The sequence below is a fragment of the Terrihabitans aquatilis genome, assembly GCF_052542005.1.
Map to the genome: position 1 here is coordinate 469,309 of NZ_JBOCUO010000003.1, position 13,042 is coordinate 482,350.

The 13,042-nt window shown below is 65.5% G+C and carries 12 protein-coding genes and 1 pseudogene; 5 read left to right on the plus strand and 8 right to left on the minus strand.

Translation table 11 applies throughout. The annotated features are described in order from the left end of the window. The first annotated feature begins 106 nt into the window (after positions 1 to 106). Positions 107 to 2,251: a TonB-dependent siderophore receptor gene (locus tag ACQ6S1_RS13180; RefSeq protein WP_445041668.1), complete on the plus strand. Its 2,145-nt coding sequence runs from the start codon at positions 107 to 109 to the stop codon at positions 2,249 to 2,251. Between the two features lie 23 nt (positions 2,252 to 2,274). Here the strand turns inward: ACQ6S1_RS13180 and ACQ6S1_RS13185 are convergent, their stop codons facing one another. The 5 genes and pseudogenes from ACQ6S1_RS13185 to ACQ6S1_RS13205 form a co-directional block, all read right to left on the minus strand. Beyond that, on the minus strand, positions 2,275 to 3,261 hold the full coding sequence (locus tag ACQ6S1_RS13185) for a GGDEF domain-containing protein (protein WP_445042024.1): 987 nt from the start codon (positions 3,259 to 3,261) through the stop codon (positions 2,275 to 2,277). Positions 3,262 to 3,339: 78 nt separating this feature from the next. Beyond that, positions 3,340 to 3,915: pseudogene (locus ACQ6S1_RS13190) on the minus strand (EAL domain-containing protein); the annotation flags it as partial. A gap of 227 nt (positions 3,916 to 4,142) precedes the next feature. Beyond that, entirely contained in the window at positions 4,143 to 4,535 is a 393-nt protein-coding gene (locus tag ACQ6S1_RS13195; RefSeq protein WP_445041669.1) for a hypothetical protein, read from the minus strand. An 82-nt stretch (positions 4,536 to 4,617) separates the two neighbouring features. Beyond that, entirely contained in the window at positions 4,618 to 5,118 is a 501-nt protein-coding gene (gene comJ / locus ACQ6S1_RS13200) for a competence protein ComJ (protein WP_445041670.1), read from the minus strand. Between the two features lie 49 nt (positions 5,119 to 5,167). Further along, the gene (locus ACQ6S1_RS13205; protein WP_445041671.1) at positions 5,168 to 6,028 is read right to left on the minus strand and encodes a DMT family transporter; all 861 of its coding nucleotides are present in this window, start codon (positions 6,026 to 6,028) and stop codon (positions 5,168 to 5,170) included. A gap of 112 nt (positions 6,029 to 6,140) precedes the next feature. On the opposite strand from ACQ6S1_RS13205, the gene ACQ6S1_RS13210 reads away from it, so the two are divergent. Further along, positions 6,141 to 7,535 carry an aminotransferase-like domain-containing protein gene (locus tag ACQ6S1_RS13210; RefSeq protein WP_445041672.1) on the plus strand — a complete coding sequence of 465 codons (1,395 nt, stop codon included), beginning with the start codon at positions 6,141 to 6,143 and terminating at the stop codon, positions 7,533 to 7,535. Positions 7,536 to 7,538: 3 nt separating this feature from the next. Here the strand turns inward: ACQ6S1_RS13210 and ACQ6S1_RS13215 are convergent, their stop codons facing one another. After that, a complete protein-coding gene (locus tag ACQ6S1_RS13215; protein WP_445041673.1) occupies positions 7,539 to 8,852 on the minus strand; it encodes an alpha/beta hydrolase in 1,314 nt (437 codons plus the stop codon). 129 nt (positions 8,853 to 8,981) lie between these two features. Between ACQ6S1_RS13215 and ACQ6S1_RS13220 the strand changes: the two genes are divergently transcribed. Next, entirely contained in the window at positions 8,982 to 9,590 is a 609-nt protein-coding gene (locus ACQ6S1_RS13220; protein ID WP_445041674.1) for a class I SAM-dependent methyltransferase, read from the plus strand. Between the two features lie 20 nt (positions 9,591 to 9,610). Here the strand turns inward: ACQ6S1_RS13220 and ACQ6S1_RS13225 are convergent, their stop codons facing one another. After that, the gene (locus ACQ6S1_RS13225) at positions 9,611 to 10,513 is read right to left on the minus strand and encodes a LysR family transcriptional regulator (protein ID WP_445041675.1); all 903 of its coding nucleotides are present in this window, start codon (positions 10,511 to 10,513) and stop codon (positions 9,611 to 9,613) included. 94 nt (positions 10,514 to 10,607) lie between these two features. On the opposite strand from ACQ6S1_RS13225, the gene ACQ6S1_RS13230 reads away from it, so the two are divergent. Next, complete coding sequence (locus tag ACQ6S1_RS13230) at positions 10,608 to 11,486, plus strand: aldo/keto reductase family oxidoreductase (protein WP_445041676.1); 879 nt, start codon at positions 10,608 to 10,610, stop codon at positions 11,484 to 11,486. 26 nt (positions 11,487 to 11,512) lie between these two features. Here ACQ6S1_RS13230 and ACQ6S1_RS13235 read toward each other — a convergent pair whose 3' ends face one another. After that, a complete protein-coding gene (locus tag ACQ6S1_RS13235) occupies positions 11,513 to 12,115 on the minus strand; it encodes a hypothetical protein (protein WP_445041677.1) in 603 nt (200 codons plus the stop codon). A gap of 183 nt (positions 12,116 to 12,298) precedes the next feature. Here ACQ6S1_RS13235 and ACQ6S1_RS13240 point away from each other — a divergent pair, with 183 nt between their 5' ends. Continuing rightward, a complete protein-coding gene (locus ACQ6S1_RS13240) occupies positions 12,299 to 12,973 on the plus strand; it encodes a helix-turn-helix transcriptional regulator (protein WP_445041679.1) in 675 nt (224 codons plus the stop codon). The last annotated feature ends 69 nt before the right edge of the window (positions 12,974 to 13,042 follow it).

Consider the following 13,042-nt stretch of genomic DNA (forward strand, 5'->3'; position numbering starts at 1 on the left):
CATCACTGAGTTCGAAGAAAATGCCCCCGGGCACCCAATCGTCGAACTATTAAATGTTATAACAATACACTACACAGGCCCCCGTTTTGGGAATTGGGGGTCTGTGATGAGGAATGCCGAAAGCCGGCTGCCGGCGGGGATGCCGGCTGGGCCGGCGCGCTGGTTCGTGACGTCATGCGTGCTTGCTCTGGGCGCGGCGACGCCCGGTTTCGCGCAGGAGGCGGCTCCGGATGCGATGGAGATCGCGCTCGAGGTCATCGAAGTCGGGGGCGGAGACGACGAGAAGGCCGACACCTATGCGGCCGATCAGGCGAGCGTGGCCAGCCGCCTGCCCATGTCGATCCGCGAGACGCCGCAATCGGTGAGCGTGGTGACGCGGCGCCGCCTCGACGATGAGCTTTTGTTTTCGGACGCGGACGCGCTGGCCCGGACCACGGGCGTCAATGTCAGCGGATCACCGCACGCGCAATTCATCAGTTCGCGGGGCTTTTCGACGCTGAACAATGTGGACGGCCTTCGCATCATGAGCGAGGACGGCAATTTCACGCCCGTGATCGACGCTTTCCTTCTGGAGCGCATCGAGGTGCTGCGCGGGCCGGCGGGCCTGCTCGAGGGCGCGGGTGAGCCGGGCGGCGTCGCCAACCGGCGGCTGAAGAGGCCGATCCAGGGCTTCGGGGCCGAAGCGTCCCTGACCTATGGCAGCCATGATTTCCGGCGTGCGGAATTCGACATCGCGGCGCCCGTCGCCGCGGATGGCGATGTGCGTGGCCGCTTCGCCGCAGCGCTGACCGACCGCGACTTCTTCTATGACGTGGCGGACCAGCAGAAGATCGCGCTGCTGGGCAGCCTCGAAGCCGATCTCGGCGACGCGACCATTGCGCGCGTCACGGCCATCTACCAGAAGGACGACCGGACCCCGTTCTGGGGTTTGCCCGCCGACACGGACGACAGGCTGATCGACCTCGACCGTTCGACTTTTCTGGGATCACGGTTCGGCCGGTTCAACGTCGATTATCTGCTCGTGACCGGGGAAGTGATCCACGAGTTCACGAGCGGGCTCAAGGCGCGCATCGCTGGCAGCCATTTCAGCCAGAAGCTCGACAATGCCGACCTCATGCTGTTTCCGGGGGCCGACCGCGACACGGGGGAATATTTCACCTCGCTCAACGTCAACCGCGACAGCGAGACCGGGCAGAATCTGGACGCGTCCCTCAGCGGCAGCTTCAACCTGTTCGGCCGCCAGCACGATGCGACTTTGGGTGCGAGCCTTATCCGCTCCAACCTGAAGGTGGACGAACGCTGGGGTTACGACGAGTTTCCGGACAACATCTATGATCCAAACCCGAACCTGCCGGTGCCCGGATCGGCCGATGACGGAATCCGACAGGATCGCGATTATCTGCAATACGGCGTGTACGGCCAGCTCAACGCGAAACTGACCGATGCGCTTACCGGCATTGTCGGTGGCCGACTCAATTGGGCGAGCCTCCAATCCGACATGACCGGCCCGTTCATCCAGGATTACGAGGAGAAGGCATTCGCGACCCCGCTGCTGGGGCTCGTCTACACGATCAACCCCGCATTGTCGGTGTATGCAAGCTATGCGGATATCTTCGAGCCGCAATTCCAGCGCGACCGCGCCGGCGCCGCGCTGCCGCCGATGACCGGAACGCAATATGAGGCCGGCATCAAGGGCGCGCTGCTCGACGGGCGGCTGCAGGCGACGTTCGCGATGTTCGACATCACCCGCAACAACGAGGCGTTTCTGGTGGATCGCGGACCGCCGCGCGCGTTCGAGACCGACGGCGAGACGAAAAGCCAGGGCTTCGAGGTGGAGCTGACAGGCCGTGTGACCGATGCCTGGAAGGTGTTCGCGGGCTATACATTCACCGATTACGAGGTGACGGAATCCCGCGATGCGAGCCGCGTTGGGCTGACCTCGGCCAACACGCCCCGGCACAAATTCAGCTTCTGGACGAGCTATGACCTGCAGCATCCCCGGCTGCGCGGCCTGACGCTGGGCGCGGGCGGGATGGCGGTGAGCCATTTCGTGGATTTCAGCAATGCCGTGAGGGCGCCGGGCTATCTGCGGCTCGATGCGGCGGTGTCCTATTCCGTGACCGACCAGGTCGACCTGTCGCTGAAGGTCTCGAACCTGCTGGATGCCGAATATTACGAGACGCTGGCGACGTCCGGCCATTATTACGGCGAGCCGCGGTCCGTTCTGGTTCAGCTCAAGGCGCGGCTTTAGGCGGGCGGCGAGCGCCTGCCCCCTCAGGCGTGAAGCCGGGGCACGCCGCTTTCCGGCAGCCGCTTGATGGCGAAGCCGGTGGGCGAGCTCTTGGCCGCGAGCTTGCCCGCCGAGAGCTGGTTGTTGACCATCTCGACGTCGAGATGGGCGCGCGAGACCGGCAGGTGAAGCAGGCTCGCGGAGACGCGCATAAGGGGGAAGAAGCGCTCGGCGCCGAAACGGTCGTGGGCGGTGATGCCGCCGGCGGCACGATCGGTTGGCGAATAGAGGCTTTCGACGTCGCTCGCGAATTTGAGGCACAGCTCGCGGATGAGGGCGGCGCTCTCGGAATCGTCCATGGCGAGGCTGATGAAGAAATCGTCGCCGCCGATGTGACCGACGAAGATGTCGCGCGCGACCTCGAGCTTGCGCAGCATCTCGGCGAACATGAGGATGGCGCGGTCGCCGGCGGCGAAGCCGTAGCTGTCGTTGAAGGCCTTGAAATTATCGAAATCGAGGAATGCCAGGGTCTGGGTGCCGTGGCGCGCCAGCACCTCCTCGATGTGGCGCAGGACGCTGCGGTTTCCGCGCAGATGGGTGAGCGGGTTCTGCTCGCGCGCCAGGAACAATTCGCGCTCGGCCGCCAGTTTCAGCACCGAATGATTGCTGAGATAGCCGGCATAGCGATCCTCCGTGGTGAGGATGATGCCGTGCGCGTTGTCGGCCGCGACGTAGCTGTTGATGATGGCTTCCACGCTGCCATGGGCGTCGGCGATGGGGAAGCGGCGGACGAGCTTCGCGAGGCGCGGTGCGGCTCCCTTGTTGGCCAGAAGAGCCGGGCCGAAATCGCTGAGCTGGAAACGGCGGACATCCTCTTCCAGCAGCGCCCCCATCACCACGCCGGAACTGTCGGTGACGGGAAGAACGCTGAGGCCGCGGCTGGACTGGAAGATATGGGCGGCCGCCGACAGGGGCTCGTCGATCAGGAGAGGCGTGACGGGGGCGAGACGGCTGGCGACGGTGGGCGCCATTCGCGGCTCGACGGTGTTGGCGAGCGTGCCGCCATAGGCAAGGGCAAGGTCTTCGATCCGCGTGGTCGGGCGGGCGATGCAATAGCCCTGGGCGAGATCGCAACCGAGGTCGCGCACCATGCGGAAATCGGCATCGGTCTCCACGCCCTCGGCGACCGTGAAGAAGCCCAGCGCATGGGCGAGGCCGCACAGCTTGGAGATGATGGCCTGCTTGCGGGTGTTTCCGGCGATGTCCTTGATGAAGACGCCGTCGAATTTGACGTAATGCGGCTCGATCATCATCAGCATGTGCAGGCCGGACGTGCCGATGCCGAAATCATCCAGCGCGATGTGCGCGCCCATGCCCTTGAGAAGCTCGATGGTGTGGAGGAGATCGGCCGAGGAACGGACGGGCAATCGCTCCGAGATTTCAAGGCAGAGATCGCCGGGCCTCAGGCCGCATTGTTCGACGAGATCGGTGATGGAGCGGGTGCTGAGCGCGGGCGCCCGATAGCTGCGATTGTCGACATTGCAGAACAGGCGCACCGAGCCCGCGCCCTCGAAGCGGGAGAATTTGCGGATGGCGTTCTGGACGAGCTGCAGATCCATGCGGCTGAGGATGTCGGCGTCGGCCGCCTGATCGAGCAGCGCGCAGATCGGCGCCGTTCTGCGGCCGGGCCAGCGCCTCGAAGCCGTGAACCTTCAGCGACGACGTGCTGATGATGGGCTGGTAGGCGAAATCCATCGCGGCGAACTGGGTGGCGAGCCAGGAGCCCGGTGGATCTTCCGGCAAAACATTCATGACACGGGGGTCCTCTCCTCGCGCGCCTTGTGCCAAGCGACGGTGAAGGAGGGGTTAGCCGGGCTGCAACATAAGCGTCATATAGCGGCGTGAAGTTTAGTCAGCGATCGATTGCCAGATACAGTTTGCCAAACGACGTCCTGCTCCTCATCACCAGCTTCTGCTCAAGACCAGAGCCTTCCGCGCCTTCGTACAGATCAAGGGTGGCTTTGGAGCCAAATTGCGCTGAGGTTCGCCCGCTGGGGAATGAGCAGTGAGGCTGCTTGAAGCAGGAAATTCGGACGTCGCTCAATTCATTGACGTCGGAGTTCAGAACGATTTCGGCTCTTATGCCATCTTCTTCAAGCACGCACGTTCTGCCGATTGAACATTGTATTTCGCCGGTGACGGCCTGTTCTGGAGTGGCATCCACCCGAACTATCGCATAAGCGAGCTTCACGACGGTTGGAGCCGGAGCCGAAAGTGCGCTGGCGGGGAGGCACAGAGAGATCACGAAAATTATTTTCCTAACGCATCTCAAGGCCGTTCTCCGATCTGGGCTTCTTCTGCGCACGGCATCCAAACTTGGAATGGCATCAGGGCGTTTGGACCGGCACTGGGATCATCTCGGTGGTTTCGCGCAGGATGCGGTCGCTGCCCAATTGGCCCTGTTTGAGGATGGCGAAGGCGGGCGTTTCGGTCGGGATGAGGTGGAGATGGATGACATAGGCGATGTCCGCTTCCGGCGGTGCGTGCGATGCCTGCGCCTCGAACACGAGATTGTAGCGCCCGGGCGCAACCGCGACCTCATGTTCCTCCGTGGTGGGTGAGCTGATCCTGATGGGCGAGGCCGGGACGTCGAGCGGGGTCTGTACGGCCCACAACGTCTCCTCGGAGGGTTGGAAGCTCTCCGAGCGCCGGACGATGATCTTCGATTGCCCGTCCGAATCCGGCAGGCCGAAGCTGATGGATTTCGGCGACCAGGCGAAGCCCTGCGCGACATGGTCGTCGGTCCAGAAGGGAGATTCGAGCGGTGCGCCCGGCACCTCGATGAGGATCTGGGTGTAGAAGACGTAGAGCAGGAAGGTCGCCAGCATCGTTTCTCTTCCCCGAGAAATTGCGCGGCATCCTACAGGCTTGGCGTGTTCAGGCGAACCGCTTTGCGCCTGCGACGCAGAACACGACGAGGGCCGTGACCGCGACCATGCTCCAGGCCACCGGCTCGCCGAGCAGGAGGCCGGCAAGCGCAAGGCCGAAGAAGGGCTGGAGCAGCTGAAGCTGGGAAATGCCGGCGATGCCACCGAGCGCGAGGCCGCGATACCAGAAGATGAAGCCGACCAGCATGCTGAAGACGGAGACGTAGAACAGGCCGAGCCAGGCGGGCAGGCCGATGCCGCTCCATTCGCCGGGCGGCGTCAGCAGCGCGAGCGGCGCCATGACGGGCAGGGCGATGGCCAGCGCCCACGAGATGACCTGCCAGCCGCCGAGCCGGCGCGACAGCCGGGCACCTTCGGCATAGCCCAGCCCGCAGACGAGGATGGCCGCGAGCATCAGAAGATCGCCCGTGAGAGAGGCCGGCCCGCTTTGCGACAGTGCGAAGCCGGCGACGAGCAGGCTGCCCAGGATGGAGAAGATCCAGAAGGCCGGCTTCGGGCGCTCGCCGCCGCGCAGCACGCCGAACACCGACGTCGCGAGCGGCAGCAGGCCGATGAAGACGACCGAATGCGCCGAGGTGATGTGCTGGAGCGCGAGCGCGGTGAACAGCGGAAAGCCGACGACGACGCCGAGCGCCGTGATGGCCAATGCGGGAAGATCCTCGCGCGCGGGGCGCTTCTCCCGCAGCAGCCAGACGAGAGCGAGACCGAGCAGGGCCGCGATGACGGCACGCGCGGAGGTAAGGAACAGCGGCGTGAAGCCGCCGACCGCCACGCGGGTCGCCGGCAGGGATCCGCTGAAGATGAGCACTCCCATGAGCCCGCTGCCCACGCCGTCCGTATTCGATTTCATTCGGCCCTGCCTTTGAGCCTGGACGCTAGGCGCTGGGTGATGGCGCAGCCAGAAACAATCCCATACGATCGGTCAGAACTGTATGGGTTCGGACTTCGATACGGAGCACGGGGTGACGGAACGGGGCGGCACGCGCACGGCGGACGTCATGGGGGCGATCCGCGCCCGACTGGCATCGCGGGCGCTGACATATGGCGACCGGCTGCCGTCGATCCGCAGATTCGCCGGGGCGATGGGCGTGTCGCCATCGACCGTTGTGGAGGCTTATGACCGGCTGGCCGCCGAGGGACTGATCCGGGCGCGACCGGGCTCGGGCTTCTACGTGGCGAGCGCGCCGCCGCCTCTCGCTTTGGCGGAGCGTGGGCCGAAGCTCGACCGTGCGATCGACCCGTTCTGGGTGACGCGGCAGGCGCTCGACAGCGATGACGACATCGCAAAGCCCGGCTGCGGCTGGCTGCCGGCCGAGTGGATGCCGAATGCGGCGATCCGGCGCGCACTGCGCGGTCTGGCCAAGGCCGACGACGCCCTCTTGTGCGATTACGGGCCGACGCGGGGGTCGCTTGCGCTCCGGCGTCTGCTGGCGCGGAACCTCGCCGGGGAAGGGCTCGACGCGGGACCCGACCGCATTCTGCTGACCGGATCGGACACACAGGCGCTCGACCTGATCTGCCGCTTCCTGCTGCGGCCGGGCGATTGCGTGCTGGTGGACGATCCCTGCTATTTCAACTTTCGGGCCCTGCTGCGGGCGCACGACGTGACGGTTCTGGGCGTGCCTTACACGCCGCACGGGCCGGACGTGGTGCGGTTCGCCGAACTGGCGGAGGCCAACCGGCCGCCCCTCTACATCACCAATGCCGCCCTGCACAACCCGACCGGCGCGACCATGAGCGCGCAGACGGCGCACCGCCTGCTGAACGTGGCGGCGGCGCATGACGTGACCATCGTGGAGGACGAGATTTTCTCCGATCTGGAGCCCGAGCCCTCGCCGCGCCTGGCCGTGCTGGACGGCCTCGACCGGGTGATCCGTATCGGCAGCTTCTCGAAGACTTTATCGGCGTCCGTCCGCTGCGGCTATGTGGCGGCGCGGGCCGACTGGATCGATGGCCTGATCGATCTGCAGGTGGCGACGAGCTTCAGCGGCGTGAGCCCGATGGCGTCGGAACTGGTGTTCGCGGCGATGAGCGATGGCGGCTATCGCAAGCATCTGGAGGCGCTGCGCCGCCGGCTGGCGCGTGCGCGGCGCGATGTGGCGGCTCGGCTGGAAGGGATGGGCGTTCGGCCCTGGCTGATGCCGCGCGGCGGTTTCACGCTGTGGTGCGCTCTGCCGGACGGCTGCGATGCGTCCGATGTGGCGCGTGCGGCTCTGCGGGAGAACGTGGTGTTGGCGCCGGGCGACGTGTTCAGCGTGTCGCAGACCGCGTCCGGCTTCATGCGCTTCAACGTGGCGCAGATGGATGCGCGCGCCTTCGACGTGCTGGAACGCGCCCTGAAGGCGGCGCGCGCCTGAGCCTTATTGCGCGGGCGCTGCCGGCACGAAGCCGTCGGAGGGCAGCGGTTCGGGCGACATCAACACCGGGGGTGGGGCGGCGGGAGGCGCTTCGGCGGGCGGTGCTGCGGCCGCGGGTTCGGCAGGTGCCGGCACGATGATCGCGGGGGCCGGCGCGGCGGCCGGCGGCGCCGCCATGGAAGCCGCGACCGGAGCGGGCGCGATGGCCGGCGCGCTTGCCGGGGCCGGGGAAGCCGCCGGCGGCGGCGTGGTGGCGGCGGGTGCGGGGACCGAGGCGAGCGGCTGCTGCGTGACGGCGGCGTTGGGCTCGAACACCGGGAAGGGCGAGGGGCCGGAGCGCGTCGTGCCCACGCGGGCATCGGCGATGGCCTGCGCAATGAGCTTCTGCACCTCCTTGTCGCGGAGGAAGGTGGCGTGCTTGAGGAGGCCGCCCGACATGCCGGACGTGTCCACCACCTTGATGCCGAGCTTTTCGAGCGCGGCGCTCTCGGCGCGCCCGACGCGCTTGCCCCCGGCGAGACGGGCCGAGACCGCCAATGCGCGATCGTCCATGGAGGTGATAACCGTCATCTGGCGGTGCAGGCTGCCGAGGCGGCGCACGGACGACGAGAAGCTGTCGACGTCGATATCCGGCGAGGCGAAGACCACGGCGCCGAAGCGGTTGGCCGCGCCTCTGTTGGCTCCGTAGACCTGCCGCAGCGCCTCGACCGTGAGCATGCTGCCCATGCTGTGCGCCACGATGTGGACGCGGCCGACGCCCGGATCCGCGAGCAGATTGTTGAGGGTGTCCTCCAGCGCATCGCGCGACCACACCGCGCTCTCCCGGTCGGCCATGTAGTCGAACACCGAATTGCGCGAGGGCCAGCTGAAGGCCACGGTGCGGCCCCGATAGGCCAAGGCGTCGGACAGGCGGGCGGCGTCCAGCACCGCGCTCTCGAACGTCTCGTTGTAGCCGTGGATATAGACCAGCACGTCGCGCGTGCCGCCATTGGGCAATTGCGTCGATCCTATGGGCTCGACGTTCTCGATCTTCCAGTCGCGCAGGCCAGCCGCCGCCATCGAGAAGCGCCCCGCGAGATGGGGCGAGGACAGCTTCACCCGGGCCATGCTGGCGTCCGCCCTCTGCGGGCCGAACCACGGGTCCTTCAAGGGCTGGGCAATGGCCTTGCGCGTGGTGACGACGACGACGTCGCTGCCGGCGCCGACATCGGAGGGATAATTGGCGGGATTGATGTTGCTGTTGTCCATTCCCGCGCAGCCCGCGACACCCGCCGCGAGGAGCGTGACGGCGCACAGGCGACGAAAGGAACGGGCCATGGCTGGGACCGGAACTGCAAACATGAAGCGCACCAAAGGGCCGGGTGAAACGAAGCCGGTCCGATCTCGGGAAAGAATCTGAAATGATCGAGTGACATGTAATCAAGGCACGGACAGGGCAAACAAGCAGTGAACGACATTCTGGAAGGCTATGCGGAAGCGGCCACACCCTCGCTGATCGCAGCCTATGAGGCCTTCGAGCCGGAAGCCCTCTATGCCTGCGTGCTCGATCTCATGCCCGCGCGCCCCGTGCGTGCGGCCGATATAGGCGCCGGGACCGGCCGGGACGCCGCCTGGTTCGCGGCGAGGGGCCATGAGGTTTTGGCGGTGGAGCCCGTGAGGGAGCTGCGCGAAGCGGGAATGGCGCTGCATGCGGGCGAGGCGATCGCCTGGCTGGACGACCGGCTTCCGGATCTTTCAGCGACCGTGGGGCATGGGCCGTTCGATCTCGTGACCCTGTGCGGGGTGTGGCAGCACATCGACGATGCGGCGCGATCCGTTGCGATCGTGCAGCTCGGCCGGATGATGGCGGCTGGCGGGCTGTTGGTGATGTCGCTGCGCCACGGGCCGGGCGCACCCGGTCGGCATGCGTTTCCGGTTTCGGCGGATCGCACGATTGCGGAGGCGGGTTTATCCGGCTTCCGCCTCGTGCGGCGGACCGACGTGGAATCCGTCCAGCCGGGCAACAGGGCGATGGGCGTAAGCTGGACGTGGCTTGCCTTGCGGAAAGAGCCCTGACGCCGCGAGCTGTGGAAGGTTCAGCCCGGCGCGGTCTTGATGAAATCGAGAAAGGCGCGGAGCGGGGCCGGGACGAGCCGCCGACCCGGATAATACAGAAAAGGGCCGGAGAAGGCTTCCCACCAGGGTTCCAGCACCGGCTCCAGCGCGCCGCTGTCGAGATGAGGGCGCAGCCAGTCCTCGAACAGATGGACGATGCCGAGGCCGGCGATGGCGGCCTCCACGGCGAGATCGATCGCGGCGCTGGGGCTGACCACGAGCGGGCTCGGCGGATCGACCCGCACCACCTCTCCGTCGCGCACGAATTCCCACGGAAGCAGGGCGCCGCTGGCGAAGCGGCCGCGCAGGCAGGCATGGTTCAGGAGATCGCGGGGATGGCCGGGCCGGCCTCGGGCGTCGAGATAGGACGGGGCGGCGGCCGTGGCGAAGCGCTGCCGGTGCGGGCCGATGGGCACGGCGATCATGTCCTGTTCCAGCCGCTCGTCATAGCGGATGCCGGCGTCGCAGCCGGCCGCGAGCACATCGACGAAGCTGTCTTCCGCGACCAGTTCCAGCCGGATGTCGGGATAGGCCGCGAGGAAGCGCGGCACGATGGCGGGCAGCACCAGCCGGGCGACGCTGACGGGTACGTTGAGCCGCAGCGTGCCGGCCGGCCGCTCCCGAAAGCCGTTGACGACATCGAGCGCGGCATCGACTTCGAGCAGGGCGGGCTGGAGTCGGGCCAGCAATCGTTCGCCGGCCTCGGTCGGAACGACACTGCGGGTGGTGCGGTTGAGGAGGCGCACGCCGAGATCGGCTTCCAGCCGCCGCACCGCCTCGCTGAGCCCCGAGGCGCTGATGCCGCTGGTGCGCGCCCCTTCGCGAAAGCCCCTTGCACGGGCGACAGCGAGGAAGGCGTTCAGATCGGGGAGGTTGACACGCATTGTTCAGGTTTCCGCACAGGCCGTGCGGATTGTGGCGGCTAATCGTACGGGCTTCCAGTGTTTAGGTGAGAGGACATCAACAGGAGAATTCCCCATGTCCATCATCGATCAGGCCGGTACGTTTCATCTTGGCGGCCATGTCGTGAAGCGCCTCGGCTATGGTGCGATGCAGCTCGCCGGACCCGGCGTGTTCGGGCCGCCACGCGACCGGGACGCTGCGATCGCCGTTCTGCGCGAGGCGGTCGAACAGGGCGTCGACCACATCGACACCAGCGATTTCTACGGCCCGCACGTCACCAACCAGCTGATCCGCGAAGCGCTGTCGCCCTATCCCGACGACCTCGTGATCGTGACTAAAATCGGCGCCCGCCGGGGTGACGATGCGTCCTGGCTGCCGGCTCCGGCTCCCGACGAATTGCGGCAGGCGGTGCACGACAATCTACGCAATCTGGGCGTCGAGGCCCTCGACGTGGTGAACATGCGCTTCTGGGGCGATGAGGGCCGCAGCCCGGCCGAGGGAACGGTCGCGCCGCAGCTTGACGTGCTGGCGGAGCTTCAGGAGCAGGGCCTCGTGCGGCAGATCGGGCTGAGCAACGTCACCGCCGCTCAGGTTGATGAGGCGCGCGGCATCTGCGAGATCGTGTGTGTGCAGAACCAGTACAATCTGGCGCACCGGAACGACGATGCCCTGATCGACACGCTTGCGGAGGTGGGCATTGCCTACGTGCCGTTCTTCCCGCTCGGCGGGTTTGCGCCGCTGCAATCAGCCGCGCTTTCCGATGTCGCGCGCCGGCTGGACCGAACGCCCATGCAGGTGGCCCTGGCCTGGCTGCTGCGCCGCGCGCCGAACATTCTGCTGATCCCCGGAACCTCGTCAGTGGCGCATCTGCGGGAGAACATCGCCGCCGCCGCGCTCGACCTGCCGGAGGATGCGATGGAAGCCCTGAACGGGATCGGGACGGGCGCGGGCTGAGGGCGGCGCAACGATTTGAGGCTTTTTCAGAACCCCGTTCTGTAGAAGATAACCTCCGAGGGGCGCTCCGGGCGTGCCTCGGGGGACGTGTTGTTCCAGATGAATGGAAGCGCGCCGAAGCGGAGCTCGTTGCCGCTTATCCAGACGCTCTCATACATTTTTGCCCCCGAAGCCGGCCACTGGAATGCACCACATTTCAGGCCGGCGGTAGATTTTGGGACGTTCAGTTCCCAATTGGTCAGGCCGCAGCCGGCCTGGTCCTTGGTCGGCATATTGTAATGGGCCACGACATCGACAGCGTTCGCGGTGGTCAGCATTTTGCCGACGACCATGTCGATCTGCAGATGCGGGTTGTCGCTGCTGCCACCCGAGGTCAAATCGCCCGCGAACACCGACCGGACGGTGGGTTGCTGACATGTATTGCGAGCGTACAATTGAGCGTCTGCCTGCAGCGAGCCATTGCGTATAGCAAGGCGCACGATCGTGCCGTGCCGGCCGCCCTTACCGATCGACACGCAATCGGACACCCATTCACCATCCAGTTTCGAGAGGCCTGTTTCGGCCGATGCCGGCTGCAACCAGAGTACGAGCACGAGGGCGAGACCATATTTTCGTGCAGTTCTCGACATAACTTGTTCCTTTAGTTTGAGGGTGCCCCAGCGGGCAGACGATGGCGATCCACATGCCGACGCGTTGCCGATCTCATCAACGCAATGGGTCAGAAGTATTAGGAAGATAAAATTGAAATCGACCTATCTTTTCATTCAGCAAAGAATGAGATTTCAGAAATCGATAAGATAATTTCTTACGAAATGTTGGAATCATATCTTCTCGGTGCTCGGGAAAGACTTGGGGTGGCAAACCTTTCATTTTGCGTCCCCGGAATATCAGGACTGGAACTAGGTGCCGCCAATTCCGTCTTCACGTATGCGAGCGAGTGGGCAGAGCGCTATGTGAGCAAGGAATACGATCGGATCGATCCTGTGGCCCGCTTCGATCCTTTCCGGACGTCGCCCATCTCCTGGACCGCCTTCCCGCAAGGCTGCCCCACAATCTCGTGGCTTTTCCGGGAAGCCGAAAGTTATGGCGTGGGCCGGCAGGGCGTCAGTATTCCTGTGCGAGGCGGTCTGGGCACCGCTGGGGTGCTCTCACTCACCACTTTCCAGTCTGCGCGAGAATGGGAGCGGGGTGAATGGATGTGTCGAGGGATAGGCAGCGTTCTGGGGCCGTATATCCACGATGTCGTGTTCCGCCTGCAGCGATCGTCGATTTTGGTCGAGGGCCAGCCGATACTGACCGCGCGGCAGAAGCGATGTTTTGAGTGTCTGGCCAACGGAAACACGGCAAAACAGATCGCGGCAGAGCTTGGTATTTCGGGGGCCATGGTTCGCTCTCATCTTCATGCCGCGCGCAGGAGATTGGGAGCCCGCTCCATCTCGTCGGCTCTCGTGAAGGCGGCATCACTGGGGTTGCTGACCCCTGAATAGCAGCCGCCTTTTCCGCGACGCTAGCTTGCAAAATGCAACCCCCGGCATGGCCGAAAAGGCGGTATACTC